This window comes from Bradyrhizobium ferriligni, assembly GCF_056837965.1.
Window position 1 is genome coordinate 51458 of record NZ_JBXEJO010000033.1, and the last position, 18534, is coordinate 69991.

Annotated in this window: 13 protein-coding genes; 3 read left to right on the forward strand and 10 right to left on the reverse strand. The window is 60.3% G+C overall.

Annotated elements, in window-relative coordinates; genetic code table 11:
- Positions 1–51: 51 nt before the first annotated feature.
- Both AC1VNY_RS20580 and asnB read left to right on the forward strand, forming a co-directional pair.
- Positions 52–1431 (forward strand): polysaccharide biosynthesis/export family protein, encoded by a 1380-nt coding sequence (locus tag AC1VNY_RS20580; protein WP_482406558.1) that lies wholly within the window; start codon positions 52–54, stop codon positions 1429–1431.
- 278 nt (positions 1432–1709) lie between these two features.
- Positions 1710–3449, forward strand: coding sequence for an asparagine synthase B (gene asnB, locus AC1VNY_RS20585; protein WP_482406559.1), 1740 nt, complete (start codon positions 1710–1712; stop codon positions 3447–3449).
- Positions 3450–3629: 180 nt separating this feature from the next.
- Here the strand turns inward: asnB and AC1VNY_RS20590 are convergent, their stop codons facing one another.
- From AC1VNY_RS20590 to AC1VNY_RS20625, 8 genes are all read right to left on the reverse strand, one after another.
- Positions 3630–4808 carry an acyl-CoA dehydrogenase family protein gene (locus AC1VNY_RS20590; RefSeq protein ID WP_482406560.1) on the reverse strand — a complete coding sequence of 393 codons (1179 nt, stop codon included), beginning with the start codon at positions 4806–4808 and terminating at the stop codon, positions 3630–3632.
- A gap of 67 nt (positions 4809–4875) precedes the next feature.
- Positions 4876–6891 (reverse strand): non-ribosomal peptide synthetase, encoded by a 2016-nt coding sequence (locus AC1VNY_RS20595; protein ID WP_482406561.1) that lies wholly within the window; start codon positions 6889–6891, stop codon positions 4876–4878.
- A gap of 41 nt (positions 6892–6932) precedes the next feature.
- Complete coding sequence (locus AC1VNY_RS20600) at positions 6933–7973, reverse strand: thioesterase domain-containing protein (protein WP_482406562.1); 1041 nt, start codon at positions 7971–7973, stop codon at positions 6933–6935.
- 47 nt (positions 7974–8020) lie between these two features.
- Complete coding sequence (locus AC1VNY_RS20605) at positions 8021–8863, reverse strand: 4'-phosphopantetheinyl transferase family protein (RefSeq protein ID WP_482406563.1); 843 nt, start codon at positions 8861–8863, stop codon at positions 8021–8023.
- A 321-nt stretch (positions 8864–9184) separates the two neighbouring features.
- Complete coding sequence (locus tag AC1VNY_RS20610; RefSeq protein ID WP_482406564.1) at positions 9185–10348, reverse strand: GNAT family N-acetyltransferase; 1164 nt, start codon at positions 10346–10348, stop codon at positions 9185–9187.
- Between the two features lie 393 nt (positions 10349–10741).
- Positions 10742–13357, reverse strand: coding sequence for an AMP-binding protein (locus AC1VNY_RS20615; protein ID WP_482406565.1), 2616 nt, complete (start codon positions 13355–13357; stop codon positions 10742–10744).
- Positions 13358–13726: 369 nt separating this feature from the next.
- The gene (gene galE / locus AC1VNY_RS20620; protein WP_482406566.1) at positions 13727–14737 is read right to left on the reverse strand and encodes a UDP-glucose 4-epimerase GalE; all 1011 of its coding nucleotides are present in this window, start codon (positions 14735–14737) and stop codon (positions 13727–13729) included.
- Positions 14738–14832: 95 nt separating this feature from the next.
- Positions 14833–15753: a LuxR C-terminal-related transcriptional regulator gene (locus tag AC1VNY_RS20625; protein ID WP_482406567.1), complete on the reverse strand. Its 921-nt coding sequence runs from the start codon at positions 15751–15753 to the stop codon at positions 14833–14835.
- A gap of 462 nt (positions 15754–16215) precedes the next feature.
- Between AC1VNY_RS20625 and AC1VNY_RS20630 the strand changes: the two genes are divergently transcribed.
- Positions 16216–16872 carry a LuxR C-terminal-related transcriptional regulator gene (locus AC1VNY_RS20630; protein WP_482406568.1) on the forward strand — a complete coding sequence of 219 codons (657 nt, stop codon included), beginning with the start codon at positions 16216–16218 and terminating at the stop codon, positions 16870–16872.
- Positions 16873–16920: 48 nt separating this feature from the next.
- Here the strand turns inward: AC1VNY_RS20630 and AC1VNY_RS20635 are convergent, their stop codons facing one another.
- Entirely contained in the window at positions 16921–17331 is a 411-nt protein-coding gene (locus AC1VNY_RS20635; protein WP_482406569.1) for a VanZ family protein, read from the reverse strand.
- Between the two features lie 628 nt (positions 17332–17959).
- Positions 17960–18196 carry a DUF6894 family protein gene (locus tag AC1VNY_RS20640; RefSeq protein WP_461192761.1) on the reverse strand — a complete coding sequence of 79 codons (237 nt, stop codon included), beginning with the start codon at positions 18194–18196 and terminating at the stop codon, positions 17960–17962.
- Positions 18197–18534 lie beyond the last annotated feature (338 nt).

Genomic DNA, 18534 nt, shown 5'->3' on the forward strand with positions numbered 1-18534 from the left:
TGCGGGTTTAGATTGTCGATCATTCAGTGAGACCGAGCCATCGAGCACGCCATGCCGAACGCCAAGCTGCGTAATTTCTTTCGTCTTGACAACCGTGGCGGTCAATCAGGCCGTTGTGTCAGATGGGGCCTGGTGGCTGTTGGCCTGACGATTTCCGCTCAGGCGAAAGCCGAGTATCGAGTGAACGTCGGAGACGTTCTGGAGGTGGCGGTGGCCGGCGTGCCGGAGCTGCGGCAGCGCGCTCCGGTCCAGGTCGATGGCAATATCTCGTTGCCGCTGGTTGGGATGGTCCCGGTCGCCGGCCTGCCGTTGCAAGAAATTCGGGCAAAGGTCGGGGCCGCGCTGACGAGCAAGGTCTTTCGACAGAGGACCGTGGACGGCCGCGAGGTCGTGGTCGTGATCGATGCAGATCAGGTCACGGCGATCGTGGCGGAGTACAGGCCTGTTTACGTCAATGGGGATGTGTCGAAGCCGGGCGAGTACCCTTATCGTCCGGCGAGCACCGCGCGCCAGCTCATCGCCATGGCGGGTGGCTACGACATCATGCATATCAGGATGAATAACCCGTATCTCGAGTCAGCCGACCTGAGAAGCGAGTATGGATCGCTCTGGACAGAACTCGCCAAGGAACAGGCGCGGATGTGGCGCATCAAGAGCGAACTCGGGGAAGGGACGCAGATCAACCCAAGCGCTTCTCTTGCCGACGTGCCGATAGCCCGGTCGGCGGTTTCGGAAATCGTCAATGCGGAAGCCGAATATCTGAAGACGAAGCAGAGTGACTATCAGCAGGAAAAGGCGTACTTGCAGCGCAGCGTTCGGCAGGGAGACGACGAGGTCCGCGTACTATCAGAGCAGCAAAAGAAGGATGAAGAGGGACTTCAGTCCGACGTCGAGGACCTTCAGAAAGCGACCGACCTGTTCGGCAAGGGATCGTTGATCAGCCCTCGCGTGACGGATGCCCGTCGCGCGGTTCTGCTGTCGGCGACCCGGAGGCTGCAGACCTCTGCGCAATTGCTCCAGGTCAAGAAATTGCAGGACGAGTACGCCAGACGGTTGGCAAAGCTCGACGATCAGCGGAAGCTTGATCTGTTTCGTGAGCTGCAAGAGACCAGCTTAAAGCTCAATCAGATTCGCGAAAAACTGCAGAGCGTCGGCGAGAAGCTTCAGTACACTTCGATGGTTCGATCGCAGCTCGCACGGGGCGCCGGTAGTAGGCCGGATATTGTCATTATTAGAAAGAGCGAGAAAGGACCGGAACGGATTGTCGTGAACGAGGACGCCGAGTTGCAGCCGGGCGACACCATCGAGGTCTCGCTGCGATACCAGGATGGTCCCGACGCGCCGTCCCGAAAGCTGAGCAGTTCAAATGCCCCGGTCGTGATAGGCCGGTCTGAGGTGACCGCGGCAGACTCGCGGCGCGACAGCAGGTGACAAAGCCGGAAGCGATCGGCCCAGCGAGGCTGGGAATTTGCGCTCCCGCCGATCGGATGAAGCGACCGGTCAGCCCGCATCAGGGACTACCTGGAATTGGAAGACACGAGCAGCCATGGAGTTTGATGCCGCTCATCCGCATATTTTATGGCCTATCCGACGGTGGCGCCGCTTAGGCAGAGGGTAATTCCGCTTGATCTGAACCTTGAATATTTTGTGACCTTGACCGTTCTCGATCCGCTCTTCCGCTTCTCTGCGATCTAGAACTCACAGAAGGGGTGATCTCCTTGTGCGGCTTCGTTGGCATCTTTGGATTTAAGGATTCGATCGAGACGGTGCGCAGCCGGGCGCTCGAGATGGCCAAGACGGTCAGGCACCGCGGGCCGGACTGGAGCGGCATCTACTCCAGCGAAGGCGCAGTGCTCGCGCACGAGCGCCTTTCCATTGTCGACGTGGAGCACGGCGCTCAACCCCTTCTCGACGTCACCGCTGGTCGGGCTTTGGCCGTGAACGGAGAGATCTACAATCATGTCGCTTTGCGCGAGGCACTGAAGCTGCCGCACGCTTGGAAGACGAAGTCCGACTGCGAAGTTATCCTGTATCTCTACGACGAGTACGGCCCTGCCGTGTGCAATATGCTGAGTGGAATCTTTGCATTTGCCCTCTTCGACGAGCGCAGTGGCGATTTCTTCGTCGCCCGAGACCACATCGGCATCGTTCCGCTTTACATCGGATGGGGCAGCGACGGCACGACTTACGTTGCGAGCGAAATGAAGGCTCTCGATGGCGTATGCGAGACGATCCGGGAGTTCCCTCCGGGACATCATTACAGCGGAAAGGCCGGACAGTTCGTCAAGTGGTATGATCCACAGTGGGCGCATACTCTTCCAACGAGGAAGGTGTCCCTGCAGGAGCTCCGAACGTCGCTCGAAGCTGCGGTCAAGCAGCAAATGATGTGCGATGTGCCTTACGGGGTGCTTATTTCCGGGGGGCTCGACTCTTCGCTTATCGCGGCGCTCGCGGCGCGCCACCGCTTCAAGCGGATCGAGTCGGGAGAAACCGAAGAAGCATGGTGGCCGAGGCTGCACTCGTTCTCCGTCGGCCTGGAAAACTCACCCGACATGAAGCATGCGCGAGCCGTGGCGGCTCACGTCGGCACGGTCCATCATGAAATTGTCTTTACCGTGCAGGAAGGGTTGGACGCATTGCCGGACGTGATCCGGCACCTGGAGACCTTTGATGTTACCACCATTCGTGCCGGCACGCCGATGTACCTCATGGCGCGTAAGATAAAATCGATGGGCATCAAGATGGTGTTGTCCGGAGAAGGCGCTGACGAGGTATTTGGCGGCTATCTCTACTTCCACATGGCACCATCAGCAGAAGAATTCCATGAGGAGACTGTCCGGAAGATCTTTGCACTCAGCAAGTATGATTGCTGTCGCGCGAACAAGGCAATGGCGGCCTGGGGGGTCGAAGCTCGTGTGCCCTTCCTGGACAAGGAATTCCTGGACTACGCAATGTCGATAAACCCCGCCGAGAAAATGTGCCCTGGCGAGAAAATCGAGAAGGGCATATTGCGGGAAGCATTTACCGATCTGTTGCCGCAAGCAATCTTGTGGCGTCAGAAGGAGCAGTTTTCCGACGGGGTAGGGTATAGCTGGATTGAGAGCTTGAAGCATCAAGCCGAGAATAAAGTCTCGGATCAGATGCTCGCAGAGGCGAGCAAGCGCTTTCCGCGGCAAACGCCGACGTCCAAGGAAGGATATTTCTACAGGACCATCTTTGATGGCATTTTCAACAACCCGACAGCCTGCCTAACTGTCCCCGTCGGTCCTTCGATCGCATGCTCCACGCCGACCGCGTTTCTCTGGTCTCAGCAATTTGCGAGCATGAATGACCCGTCTGGAAGGGCAGTGAAAGGGATACACGTTCAAGCCATTGATCATGTTCAATCAGCTGGAAGCCTCGGCAGTTCGGAGGCCCCATCGAGCGAACGGGTTGCGGCGGCGGAGTGAAATCCTCCTTGAAGCGGATCGCCTGCCGTTGTGGGTGAATCCGGCGCGCCGTTTGCTGCGTCGGTCGCCGCGACCGGCCCGGATGCCGAGACTATTCAAGCCCGGCCCGCCGCCCGAAGAGCCGGCACTCAGCGTTCCTGCAACCAACGCCAGAGCGACGTCGTCAGCGCCGCATCAGGATCATGACATCGACGCGACCACCTCAAGCATCACTTCCGTCGCGCCGCCGGCGATGGAGAGGACGCGGGCGTCACGCGCTACGCGCTCGATCGCGCTCTCGCGCATGACGCCCATGGCGCCGTGGAACTGCACGCAATCATACGCGACCTCGTTGACGAGTTCGCCGCAGATGGCCTTCAGCATCGAGGTCTCGCGCAGGCAATCGTCGTCGGCCGCCATGCGCCAGGCGGTGGCATAGAGAAACTGACGGCTTGCCTCCACTTTCGCGGAGAGCATCGCGAGACGTTGACGGATCGCCTGCATGTCCCAAAGGACGCCCCCGAATGCGCGGCGGGTCTTCACGTAGGTGACGGTCATATCGATCGCCGCCTCGGCCATCCCTATCGACATGGCGGCGAGGACGAGGCGCTCGTTCTGCAAGTTGCGCATGATTGAATAGAAGCCTTGTCCCTCCGCGCCGAGCACGTTCTCTGCGGAGATACGGCAACCGTCGAAGACAAGTTCCGCCGTGTCGGAGGAGCGCCAGCCGAGCTTGTCCAGTTCGCGCGCGACGCTGAAACCTGGCGTCCCCTTCTCGACGAGGAACATCGTGATCCCGTTGGTTCCTGCCGCGGGATCCGTCTTGGCCGCGACGCAGTAGAGATCTGCGTGGACGCCGTTCGTGATGTAGAGCTTCGTGCCGTCGAGCACGTAGGAGTCGCCGTCTCGAACCGCGCGCGTGCGGATGGCCTTCACGTCCGAGCCCGCATCCGGCTCCGTGATGGCGACCGCGGTGATCACCTCGCCGCTGACAATGCCCGGCATCCAGCGGGCCCGCTGGGCTTTGGTCCCGTCGTGAAAGACATACAAGGAAGCCATGTCGGCATGGACGAGCATCGCGTCGGCGACGCCGCCATAGGTCGAGCGCCCGAGCTCCTCGGCGAAGACCGTTGACGCGACGGAGTCCATTTCGGCGCCGCCATACTCAGCCGGATAGCGGATGCCGAAGAAACCGAGTTCGCCCATGCGGCGCAGGATCGAACGCGGAATGAACCCGTTCTCTTCCCACTGATCCGCGTGGGGCTTGATTTCCTCCTTGACGAACCGGCGGACCTGGTCCCGTAAGAGCTCATACTCCGCCGCCATCCAAGGCAGCTCCGGCTCTCGCGCCGACATCCAAGCTTTGTCCATCGTCTTCATCCGATCTGCTACGAGCTGACTCAAAGGCTCCTGTCCTGACGCCCAGGACCGGGCGGAGACCTTCCGGCTAGAGTTCGACCTCCTCTCTCGGTCCCTCCGAGAGGGAAGGGGTATTGGAACCGGCCACCCAGCGCATGCCGTCGATGACTTCCGCCAGCTCGGCCAGTGTCGGGCGCTCAAAGAGGTTGCGAAGCTGCACGTCGACGCCGAAGATCTTTCGCATACGCGACACCGCACGCACCACCAGGAGCGACTCCCCGCCGAGGTCGAAGAAGTTGTCGTGGCGTCCGATCGACTCGAGTTTCAGGAGTTGGCACCATAGGGCGGCCAGGGTCTTCTCGGTCTCTGTCGAGGGGGCGGCGAAGACTTGCGCCGGCTGGATGTTTTCCGCAGTCGGCTCGGGAAGCGATGAGCGGTCGACCTTGCCATTGGACGTGAGCGGCATCCGCTCGAGGCGAACGTAGTGCGTCGGAATCATCGACTCCAGGAGTTCTTCGGCGAGGTGCGCGCGCAGGTCCGCCACGGTCGGAGGTTTCGACGAGACATAGTAGGCCACAAGCCGTGCGATGCCGTCTTCGGTCGTCGACGGTTCGAGATGGCCGTTCGTTTTTTGTGTCGCCGCTTTCGTCATCGGGGTGGCGATGGCGACGACGGCGCATTCCTGAACGTCCGGGTGCTTGAGCAGCCGTGCTTCGATCTCGCCCAGCTCGATACGGGTGCCACCGACTTTCACCTGATGATCGGCGCGGCCGAGAAATTCCAGGCGTCCTTCCGAGTTCCAGCGGGCGAGATCGCCCGTCTTGTAGAGCCGCAGCTTCGAGCGCCCATCTCGGGGATCGGCGACCGTGCGGAAACGTTCGTCGGTCAGATCAGGGCGATTGAAATAACCTCTCGCGAGACCGTCGCCGGCAATGAACATCTCACCGATGATCCCGGGCCCGGTGGGCTGATATTCCTTGCTGAGGACGTAGATTCCCGCATTCGCGGCCGGAACGCCGATCGGCACCGATGCGGATTGATCCCGGTCGGTGTCGAAACGGTGAATCATGCAGCCCACCGTGGCTTCGGTTGGTCCATACTCGTTGTAGATTTCGATAGGATGGGGAATAGCGTTGGTGATGTCGCGAGCCAGCGCGGCCTTGAAGTCCTCACCGCCCACGATGAACTTGCGCAGTCTTGTGGTCTCAAGATTGCGGTCGCGGATCATCGCGAGATGCGCCGGCGTCAGCTTGATGATATCCACCGCATTGTCGTCGATCACCTTGAGCGCGACCATGCTCTGCACTCCGGGATCGCCGAGATAGACCACGATGCGGCCGCCGGTGATGAGTGGCGTAAAGAGCGTTGTGACGGTCAGGTCAAATGCGAGGGATGAGAAAAGGGGCCATGCCAGACTTTCGCCGGAACTGTACACCTGGGCGGCCCACCAGATGTAGTTCACCAGGCTCCGGTGCTCGATCTCGACGCCCTTGGGCGTGCCGGTCGAGCCGGAGGTGAAGATGATATAGGCGGCGCCGTCCGGCGTGGCAGCGGACGGCCGGGGCGAGGCCGGCTGATTCATGATCGAATCGAAATCGGCGTCGAGCACGAAAATGTCGGCAAGGTTCGGGGGAATGCCGGAACGCAGGCGAGACTGAGTGATCGCCACGGGCGCCCGCCCGTCGGTCCCGTTGGAAATGTCCTGCAGGATTGTTGCGATACGCCCCTTCGGCGTTGCCGCATCGACCGGCACATAGGCTGCGCCGGACTTCAGGACGCCCAGGATCGCAACGACGACTTCAATGGAGTGCTCCATGAAAACAACGGCGATCCGACCCGGGCCCACGCCGGTCGAGCCCAAATGCGCGGCCATCTGGTTGGAGCGTTCGTCGAGCTGCCGGTAGGTCAGCGTTGCATTGCCAAAGCGGATCGCTTCGGCGTCAGGATTGCGCGTCGCCTGGTCGCGGAAGAGATCGATGATCGTCCTGTCCGACGGATAGCGTGCTGCCGTGGCGTTGTAATCGACAACCAGCGCCTGATGATCGGAATCCTTCAGCAGGGGAAGCGCGACGCCGTCCGGCGCGATAGGTAGGACTTCGTTCATGAAATACGCTCCCGTCGGGAAAACGAAAAAATCAAATCACGTCAATCGTTCTGCTTTTGGGTTGCCTGGCGATAGAGGTCTGCGATGGCAGGTGCGTCAGGTTCCATCAGCATCGTGGCTTCGTTGCAGTCATCGGGCCCGAAGTAAAATTCGGCATGCGGCACTACTGGTAGCCATCGGTGGGGCGCGGCGCCCGATCGCAGCCAGGCCTTGTTGGGAAGGAATATGCAAACCCGACCCGAATACGCAGTGGGAGCGTACCGCTGAAAGGCCGCGATCGCCGTGGATTTGAGTAGAGCCCTGCTCGCCAACACCGGATCTGTCGCGACAGGCTCCTTGCTCTTGCCAACGAGGGGGACGAAGGCGCGCAAGTGCTCGCGGAGGCGACTGCCGAAATATCGAAGACGGGCGCTGAATGTCGGCAGCTTCGCTGTCTCATGCAGGAACGATTCCGCCTTGCCCCGGGCAAGGAAATACAGCCGGCGCGGCCATTCCCCATAGGTGGTGGGGTGAAGCGGGCCAAACAGCGCAACGCATGAGACCTCCGATTTGCGTTGTCGCAGGATTTGCGCCAGTTCGAAAGCCGTTGAAGCGCCGGAGCAATAGCCGGCGATGATGTACGGACCGGTCGGCTGATATTCGACGATCTGGCGGGCGAAGTACTCGGCGATATCTTCGACGCGGTCCATCGGCTCGCTCTGCCCGTCGAAGCCAGGCGGTTGAAGCGCGTAGAACGGTTGATCGCCGCCGAGGTTCTTCGCGAGGTCCAGGAATGAGGACGGTGCCCCGACATGACCGGGTACGGCATAAATGGGCGTGCGTGTGCCGCTAGACTGCAACGGAACGATTGCAGGCGGTTGCGTGGCGGCGGCCGTGGCCATGTTCAGAAACGCGATGATCTCGCCCTTCCGACCCTGCAACTGATCGCGAAGCTCCGCCGTCAGCGCGCCGGCCGGGGCGTTGCAGCGCAGCCGGTCGCCCTCGACCCAGACCTTGATGTCCTTGACCGCGAGGTCTGCGAGCAGCTCAGAAAACTGCATCACCGGCGCTGACATCGGGCTTTTCATGGATGAAGCTGACATTTCCTGTTCCGTGCGCCATCGCGGTATCTTCGATCCCGGATGACAGTTCATTTCCGGACGACCACGCTCCCGACATATCCAGGTTGCGGTCCGAAGCTTCGGACAGCCCAATCCTTCTCATCCCAGCAAATGGGCTGTCCCAGGCCGCACCCCAGCGCCTTGGAGACAGCCTCCAGCCGGGTCCAGCGCTGCAGGAAGCCCTCCAGCCGGTCTTCCGGATCGAGGGCGGCGTAGGATTCGTACTCGGAGGTGGAAAGGCAGAGCGCTGCGATCTCGTCCGCTTCGGGCACAGGGAGAACTGCCTCGATGTCGACCCCGACCTCCTGCCTGATCGAGAGGGCGATGACCGCGACTTCGCCGGATCGTGAGACGCTGAAGCGCAAGTCGCGGGCGGGCATGTGGCGGGAGAGGTGGGGTTTGCCCAGCCGTCCATATTCCAGCTCGATCTCCGCAGGCGAAATTCCCAGTCTGGACGCGAGGACGTGGCGCAGCTGCCCGCGGCTGACGATGAAGCGGCGGCGGTCTCGCTCCAATCTCAATCCCCCGGCGCGCCGATGTTCCTCTTCGTTGAGGCAAACACTTAGCTCCCGGATGACGTCCTGCTCCACATGGAGCATGAATGCCAGGACCTCCCAACCATCATTCTCGAGAACCGGCGTGATGATCCCTCGTCTCAGCTCAACGGCTTTGTCCGAAAAGCTCAAGGGGGCGGGGCCGGCTCCGCGAGCCCCGCGTTCAAGTTTGCGATAGCCTTGCCCGTCAAAGGAACGACTATTTTCCCACGCGCTCTGTTCACAGGCACCTATGCGAAAAGCCATCACAACTTGCTTTCTATTGGCCTCGATCCGGATTGCCGCCGGTAGATTGCGAACGGGTCTTGCGATGGGCATTCGAGCGGACTGCTGATCGAAATTTTAGTCGCGCACCGCCGTGGCTCAATGGACCATCGTAATTACCCATTTTTTGCCAGTTCCCATCCGGCGCCCCGGATCGGACTGCTTGAGTTGAGTGACCCGGCGGCAAAGCGCGGCGTCCTTCCGCCAAAGCGGTAGCGGGGAATATTCCTAGGGGAATTGGGCCGCTAAACGGTCAATGGATGCAGTCCAGGCGTAAGCGCCTGCCCCGGCCGGCAGCCAAAAAGGCGCAGCACCGACAATGGCCACATCGCCAACCCAGACGTTGGTTCTCGCCAAAAAGCCCAAACCGATCGACTAGGAACTAGTCCCGAATACGGAATACAGAGCCGCGGTCTTTTTCGGAAGATTTGTCGCAATGGTTCGCAGCATCCGCTTGGCGCTGCGCAGCTTGGCCTCGATGTGGCGCTCCGGACTGTCTTTGCCTACAGCGATCCACGTCATGGCTTGCTCCCGATTGGCCAGATGGGACTTGTGCCCGCCGCCACCAGCCAGGAAGTCGTAGCCGCTTTCCCCGCGTGCAATGCTGTCCTCAATAGCCAGCACATGGCTGACGAGCCCGGGCTTGAGCCGGCTGTCGCTCTCATAGAGAAAGCCGCTCTGGTAGTTCAGGACACGGCCGTCGTGCACGAAATTGTACACCACCCCAATTGTCTCGTTCCCCACCATCGTCCGTGAGATGCGAACGGCCCCCGTGGGAACGCCGCGGGCAATGAGATCCTCGTGAAACGGACGGAAGCCGGGATTGGCGAAGGCTCCCCTGCGTCCCCATCGCGACCGATGAAAGTCGCTCAGCAAATCGAATGCGGCGAGGGCCTCCGTCGTCGTTTCCATGATGCGGAGTTCAACGGGGCCGCGTTCGGCATACAGCCGCATGGCACGGCTCACGGCCTGGCGCGTGCTGCGGCCCAATGTGGCGCGATAATCGCCCTCGCGCTGGCGGACTGGGGTAAAATCGACCCACAGTGCCGCATCAGCCTGTTTCACCTCGGTCACGAGCCCGGCCCGGCCTGCGGCGCGACTGGCAGTCGCCTCAAGGTCCGGATCAATTCCGGAGAGCACCAACTGATCCGAGCGGCGCAGGCGGGACGTCAACGCATTGAGACCCGCCGACATGATGGCATCGGATTGCTCTGCAAGAATGCCGTTGTACTCGATGAACAATCGGTCGAAACGGGTATCTCCCGTTTCATTGAGCAGCCAGCGCGTCCGTGCATGCGGCCCGAGACTCCACGTTCTCCGCCGGCAAATAATCGCCAGGCCAACGATCTTGCCTGATGACCGGGCCACGAGGACGTGTGGTTGCGCGCCCTTCGGGATGTGCCGGAGCCAGGTGCCGATCCAGAGCCAGGACAGGAAGAACGAGTGAGTCACTCGCGCTTCGAGCTCCTTCCATGAGGTCTCAAGCCACGCAATGCTCTCCAGGGCATCCAGGCTGACATCGGTAACCGTCTCAGGCATGCTTTCCCGTTCCAACGCCAGAGGACCGAACGCGCGCCGCGACGGAAAGACCGAAGGACCAAGCTGCAACGCTCGCGCAAGATCCGATGCAAGATCCGATGACGGGTGGCTGGTCACACACAGGCATCCCTCTGACGGACACGTCGTGATTGGGCGTCTCCGACCGTTGCCTCGGCGGAGGCCGATAATGCGAACTATATCCGGAATTTGATCGAGGTGCGGACCCTTCCTGAGTACCCACGCTAGCCTCTTGTGCCGGCCGAGCAACTGTGCCGAGGTGAAGCTGTGATCGACCGGGCTCAGGGTTGGTGCAGCGCGCTCCAGCCTTCGGCGTCCGACGGCCTTGATCCCCCACCCGCTCACCAGGGCCTGCCATGGCTGACGTCCGGTTTGTCACGTGGCGCTCGATCCCGAGGCGAGTTTTTCAAATCTCCGCCGCAGGTGATCCACGAGCAGTTCCGCACCGATCAACAGGCAACCTGGATGTCCGCCAGGCACCTGTATCAATTCCAGTTGAGAGCTGAGATGCCGCCATGCTCGGCCATCGTGGTCGGCCGCGTAAAAGGCCACAGGGACCTCGAGCGGTGCCGGACAATACTGCGCCATTGCGATTGAATGAGCGTCCCACAACGCCGCGGGAATCTCGACCTTGGCGCTCGCAGTCTGTCCGTTCGCGGGGAGCTTCACGTATCGCTCCAGTCTCACCATTTGCTCGAAGGTCCAACGCAAAAGATAAGGGGAAACCAGCGGCTTCAGCAGCCCCAGGATCGCCCGTGGCATCGGACGGGCACTGACAGTCGGCGGGTCCACCATCGTGACCAAATCAACCGTGTGGCCGGCTGCCATCAGCTGGCGGGCCACTTCGAACGCCACCATGGCGCCATTGCACTTGCCACCCAGAAGAAAGGGACCGCTCGCTTGCCTTGCCAGGATGAACGGCAGGCGGTCGGCGGCCATTGCCTCGATCGAAACCGGAATCGGCTCCCCATGAAGACCGTGGGGGTTGATCGAGATGATCGGATAATCCGGCCCCAGAAGTTCTACTAGCCGCCGCACACTCGCGTGGCCGCTGACAAGGTCGCCGTTAAAAAAGTACAGCGGAGACCGCGTGCCGCACGCATGGGGCTGGAAGAACGCCGTCGCCCACGTGTCCATTGGTGCGGAAACCCTTGCGGCAAATTGCCGGATGGTTTCCGCCCCGAACATGATGGTTTCCGGCACGGGATAGCCGACGAGCCGCTCGACCTCGAGCAGCATCTCCATCGCGAGAAGGGAGTCTCCGCCGCTGGCAAAAAAATCGCTGTCAACGGTCACGGCCTGGTTCTTGAGCAGCCTGCGCCAGAGCGTCAGCAACTCGGCTTCCAGATTCAACGGCCCGTTCGCGACGGGCGCCGGCATCGGCGCCAGATGACCCCGTGGCCGGTCGGCCAGCTCGCGCAGACGTCGCCGCTGAACCTTTCCCGTCACCCCCTTTGGCAGATGGTCGAGCGTCAGAATGCGTCTCGGAATCTTGAACGAGGCCAACTCGCGTTGCAGGAACGAGCGAAGCTCGGCAGCGGTCGGCTGCGCGCCGCGATGAGGGACGATGGCGACTGCGACGTCCTCGCCCAGGCGCGGATGTGAGATCGCGAAGGCCGCGGCTTCCGCGATGGCCGAATGTCGCAATAGCGCGGCTTCGATCTCGGCGGGAGAAATTTTCTCGCCGCCGCGATTGATCAGCTCGCTCAGGCGGCCGTGCAGCGAAAGGAAGCCGTCTTCGTCGAGGCTGCCGATATCGCCGGTGTGAAACCAACCCTTCGTGAAAGCGGCTTGATTGAGTTCCGGCGCATCGAGATAGCCCGACGTCACGGTCGGTCCACGAATCCAGATCTCTCCGTGCTCGCCGGCCGCCAGGGGATGTCCATCCTCACCAACGATCGCCACCGTATCGGGCCAGGGTCTCCCGCAGGTGCCCGGCCTGTTCGGACCGGGCGGCAGCTGGTTGGCGGCGATCTGCGCCGCCTCGCTGGAGCCGTAATGCTCCAGCACCGGCACGCCCAGAGCGTGTTGCAGGCCTTCCTGCACGGTCCTCGGCAGCGGGGCGCCGCCTGACATGGCGAACCGCAGAGTGTGCGCAGCCCGTGCATTCTTGAGGCTCTGCGCCTTGTCCAGCACCGTGGCGTGAAGCGTCGGGCCTGCCGAGTACCAGGTCGGCCGCAGGACATCGAACCACTCATCGAGTGCGACGATCGCATTGTTCGCCGGGATGGCAATGCTGCCTCCCGTCAGCAACGGCGTGAAGACCGTCACTTTCAGCCCATGAGAATAGTACGGGGGCGACACGCTCAGGCATCGGTCCCGGGACGTGAGGCCGAACCAGGCCCGAAGGCGTTCGGCCGCCGCCAGCATATTGTCATGACTGAACGGAATGAGCTTCGGCTGCGCGGTCGTGCCCGACGTCTGCAGGATGAAGGCGGGAGAGCGCGGATCCGGCTCGGCGTCGATGGCAGGGGAGCCGGAAACCTGCACGTCGATCTCGAGCCCAAGCTGCCCCTGTCCGACCGGCGCGGCTTCTATAATGGCAAGCGTTCTGCGGGCTGCGGCCTGGCGAGCTTCAGGGGCACTGCCCTGCAGCACGACGAGGGCGCTCAGGTTCAGCATGTCGAGTCGCTGCTCGATCTCAGGCTGGGAGAGGCGTGGGTCGAGGGGCACCGCGACGGTACAGCAGGCGACCGCCACGATGGCGAGAACCGCCTCCGGGCCGTTCGGCATCAAGACCCCGATCCGGGCATTGCAATCGAAACCGGCCAAGCGCATCCGCCGGCGGAACGCGTTCAACTGGCGTTCAAGACCGCTGTATGTCAGAGGCTCGAAAGCGCTCGAGACGATCGCCGGCTGGTTCGGAAACCGACTGGCAGTTCGACCGATGACCTGGCCTATCGTGAGTCGGGCTTCCGGCTCCCCACGGTCGCGAGCGCGGAAGCTCTCGGAACACATGGTGGCGGCAGGCGTCTCGTTGTCCAGAAGCATTCCGTCCCACCTTGAGCAACGTAAGTCGGCTCGCACAACCATAGCGCGCCGCTCCCGAAGACGCCTTGCTGTACAGCAAGTGAAGGCAGCAATTGAGGATTAGCCAATACTCGGTGCGTCATCCTGCCATCTTGCCGATTGCGAGCATTGTTGGGTGGTGACTTAGCTAAATCAGGCAGCGGCGCTACTTGAAATCGCTGATGAAATCCTCATCGAACCATATGGCGCCAAAGGCACCTCGATTTCGTTTGCCTGCGTGAGCAGAGAACAGCGGTTTGGGTCCCGCCGGATCAGCCGGCGAGATGGTGTGGTCCTGGCAGCCGCAAGGTCATCGTCATGACCGCGCAAGACGCAGACGGCTCTCGCCGACTAGGCGCCGCGATAGCCATTCGGGTTCTTCATCTGGAAATGCCAATGGTCGGCACACATCTGTGTCAGGGTTCGCTTTGATGTCCAGCCCAACAGGTTCTTCGCGAGAGCTGGATCGGCATAGCAGATCGCGACGTCGCCGACCCTGCGTTGGTCGATCACATACGGAACTGGCCGGCCACTCACTTCCTTGAATGTCTGGATCACGTCCATGACGCTGCTGCCGCTTCCTGTTCCGAGATTGACAGTCAGAAGGCCGGGCTGCCTCAGTTGGCTCAGGGCGCTCAGATGTCCGGATGCAAGGTCGACAACGTGAATGTAGTCACGGATCCCGGTGCCGTCCGGAGTATCATAGTCGTTTCCCCAAACATGCACCTTCGGACGCCGTCCGATCGCCACTTGTGCGACAATCGGCAGCAGATTGTTCGGCACATCTAGAGGATCTTCTCCGATGAGTCCGCTTTCGTGGGCGCCAACCGGATTGAAGTAGCGCAAGATGGCAATCCGCCAATCCTTGTCGGACCCATGAAGATCCTTCAGGATTTCTTCGATGAAGTATTTTGTGCGGCCGTACGGATTGATCGGTGCGACAGGATGCTTCTCGTCCAGCGGCAGGTACGCGGGTGTCCCGTAAACGGTTGCGGATGAACTAAAGACCAGCGTCTTGACGGCTGCTCGCGTCATGGCGGACACGAGCCGCATCGTTCCCACGACGTTGTTGTCGTAATAGGTCATCGGTTGAGCGCTGGACTCGCCCACCGCCTTGAGGCCTGCGAGATGAATGACCGCGGTCACGTCGTGGGCGCGCAGGATCTGGTAGATCGCCTCTTCATTGCGGATATCGGCATGCCGGAAAATGACCGATCGTCCGCAGATGGCTCGTATCCGTTCGAGCGAGGCGCTGTTGCTGTTGGAAAGATTGTCGACCGCGACGACATCGAGCCCGGCGTCGAGTAGCGCGACAGCGATATGGGACCCGATATAGCCGGCACCGCCGGTCAACAAGATCATTTCCGCTTCCGTTTTGCGTCTGCATGGTCAATGCTCGCCGCGCGGGAAATCATCCCGCGCGGTGATGCCGATGCGCCAGACCGGACGAGTCTCGGCTATTTTCGCAGTCGGATCGCCCCGTCGGCTTTTGAGCTCATGTCCTTGCGGGTATGGCCGTTGGCGAGGGAGGCTTCAAAGTAGTTCTCCGCATGGTCGATCGCGCCAAGTGGCGTCGGCCGGCCCGCTCTCGCGATCTTGGAAATTTCTCGGCCAGGCGGGAGCAGCCGCTCGGTTACGTCGACGACCTGATGCGCCGAACCGCTGCTTCTCGACCAAGCCGCAGATCGATGGTTCAATCCCCAGATTGCTGCCTGCGTTCTGTTTTGAACCCGGATCTTACGAAGGATCGCCTTGATGTGAACCTTCACCGTGGCTTCGGCAATCTTGATCTTGCGCGCAATGCACTTGTTGGAATCGCCTTCAATTAGGCACTGCACAATTGAAACTTCCCGCGGCGAAAGTTGCTGAGCCAGCGTGTCATCTGCCGTTGCGACGGCGCGATCGTCATCGTTGGCTACGGGAGCATCGTCCACCTCGCGTTTCTCGGTATCGAGGGCGGACGTCAAGAATGCCGGCGGGAATACCGTCCCACCCATCATGACGAGTTCGATGGATTTGATGAACGCGTCGCAGTTCATCACGTCGATGAAATATCCGGTGGCACCGGCTCGGAATGCGGCAACCAGATCACTCAGGTGAAAGTGATCCGCGACAACTGCCACACGTGCATCCGTGCAGCGGCGCTTGAACGATTCGATCTGCTCGACTGTCGAGCGAAAATCATCGCCGCTATGAACAATGAGGAACAATGCCTGACTGGCGGGGACGTTCTGAAGCGCCTCGTCGCTCGGCCAATCGTCGGCATCGTCAATTGAGGCTAGGACAAAATTCTCCGAATTTAGAATTCTTGCAAGGCCTTCTTTGCGAAGACTATTTTCACCAACCAGCGCAATGGCAAAAGGATATCGCCGTCTCATGGAAACTCTCCCGGACGCTACAATGATACAAGCGGTTGAACGGTTGAACCCGGTTCATTTTCGGTGGCCCGCCCAGCTAAAAAGAACGACGTAAAAACAAGCTTCCTCAGATTTGGTCGATGGAACAAACCCAGGACGAAAAGCGCTTAACCCACTCTCAAAATATTTAAGAATGTTAGATGCTAATCCCCAATATCCCTATATACCGTTGGTTATAGGCATTTGGGGCCGCCAACCTGACGAGGGCGATCTCCCGGTCCTGGTCGACGGGCGCTCGCTTGGGGTGCGTCAGGGTGCCGCCGCGATTATACGTTGTGAAACCACGTTCGTTCTCGCGCTCCAGGCAGTAAATTCACGGGACCAAGCGACAACAAAACCTTACTAGCATGTCTCATATTAGAGTAACTTATTAATGACATGGGCGCCGATCTGAACTGGAGGGGGACTGAGGGTTGATCGGAAATGCATTTCAGTCGTGTTGTAATTGCCAGTAGATATCCTGTCGTTTTATTGGGTCTGAACTGCCTGCTCGAAGCAGAGCGTGATTTCAAAGTTGTTGCTCGCTGCAATGACATTGCGAGCTGCTTCAAGGCAATGCAGAGCCTTGCGCCGGACATCGCCATTCTGGACATGTCGATGCCCGACATTTTTGGGCAGGCCATGCTTGAGGTCGCAAATTCCGGGGCGCTCGGTGTACGGCTCGTGTTTCTTGCCGCCTCGGTTGAGGATCGCGATCTCACCATGCTCGCAGCAGCGGGAGCTTGCGGTGTTCTTCTGAGCGAGGAGGAGCCTGAAACTCTCTTGCAGACGTTGCGGCAAGTCGCCGACGGCCAGAAGACGTTACCTCCGCCCTCGTACGAAGAAGCCATCCCTTATGCGCAAACGACGATCCCGGAGAAATATCTTGCGGTGCTGACGGACCGCGAGCGTCAGATCATGCGTTTGGTGTCGGAGGGCCTGTCGAACAAGGAGATTGGCCGCCGTCTGAAGGTGGCCGACGGTACCATCAAGGTCCATCTGCACCACATCTTCCGCAAGCTCGAGATCAGCAACAGAACCGTCCTTGCTACGCTGGCCGTCTCATATTCCGGGCCGACCGGCGTTCCATCCGCCGAATAGCGGCGACGGCATTTTTTCGTCGAGCTTCGCGCGAGATGATCATTCCCGCTAGATCAACGGGCTGCCTGTACGCTTGGAGAATACAGAGAACGAGCGTCTCAAGGCAGTTGCGATGAAAACGCCTGCACAGCAGCCGGCGCCTTTGACGAGCATGTCCCTCACGTATCCGTGTCTGTCGGGGAGCAGTCTTTGGATGAGTTCGAAGCCGACGACCATAGCTAGCAGGACGAGCAGTATCGGCAGCACGCGCTTCGGATAGGCGAACGAAAAGGCGACCCCGATAATGAACAGAGCTGCAAAACGATCAATGTTCGCCGATACCAACGTGTGCGGACGGAATGCCAGCGGTGTATCGGTGACGATGAAGAGGCCCAGGACTAATCCCCATGCCAGACATCGGAATACGGTTTGCGTCATCCCTTGTGGGTCAGCAAGAACGGAGTAGGTTGGTTTCATCATTCGCATTCGCAATCACTCTTCAGGCGCGGCCGTTTTAAAAGATGGATCGTCGTTCCACGATGGGGTCAAGCCTAATTGCGGATCGCCATGGTGGGCTAAGTCTTGCCAAGCCACTGGCCAATTTCCCTGGATCCGATGACCTGTTTTGGCCGGTACGGGTTGATCGTTCCGGCCGAAAGTCTCTCGATGCGCCGGTCCTCCGCCAGTTTCCTTGTGAACTGCTTCGCATCCTGTTCGGATACGAATGTCGCAGTCCTTCGTGCGTGCCTGTCGGGCGGAGCATCGCGTTGATCAACGAAGGAGACGTACCAGATGTGTCTTGCTGTCATGCGGGACCTCCAAGGTCAGGTCTAGGCGCGAAAACAAATTCGAGACACCATGCGGTGATGTTTGAAAGCGGATCGGCAGAAAGCTTCTTCTCCATGATGTCGTGGTGATTGGTTTCTGCGAGCCAAAGCAGGCCGGCGATTGGTCCGTCCACAATGGACGGGAATTGCAGCTTTCGCGCAGCGTGTCTCCGGGGCTTTCAGAGTACTTCTCCTGGACATCAAGCTTGCACGCTTCGCTCGATCGCGAAGTTTTAAAATGGCCACGAGGCGCCCCAGGCGAGCGCTGCGTTCGCTGCTATTCATGCCGCAATGGAAAACCGAAGGACGAACAGTGACTGGCCGCCCGGCTCGGGGCTGTCGCTGATTTCGACATGCCAGCGAAGATGACGCAAGAATGGCTCCGTCACGTCGTGCTTGAGTATCTCGCCGCTCAGTTCAATCGCCGTCGTCCGTGCGGCGAAAATGTCGGGAAGATCCAAGCCGACATCATCGAGCACTGAATGGCCTCCGTGGAGATGAAAAAAATACCGCGGCATTGGTGTCTCCGGACGAGGCGAACATTCCGACGACTGCGCCGAGCTCTACGCATCAGGATGGTGTCATCGCACCATGGGGAGGCGGACGGCAAGCCGCTATTCTAGGAGGGCCGGATCATCATTGTTGAGTACCCCGACGTGGACCTGCATCATCAACGGTTCGGAAGGTCGAGCGCCGCATCGGGTCGATAGCAGGGCAATCGCATTTGGAATGAACCTATTCTTCCGCGCCGTCATGGCCGGGCTTGTCCCGGCCATCCACGTCTTTTCGTCACGTGGAAACGAAGACGTGGATGCCCAGGACAGGCTTGGACGCGCCGAGATCTCTCTCGGACGGT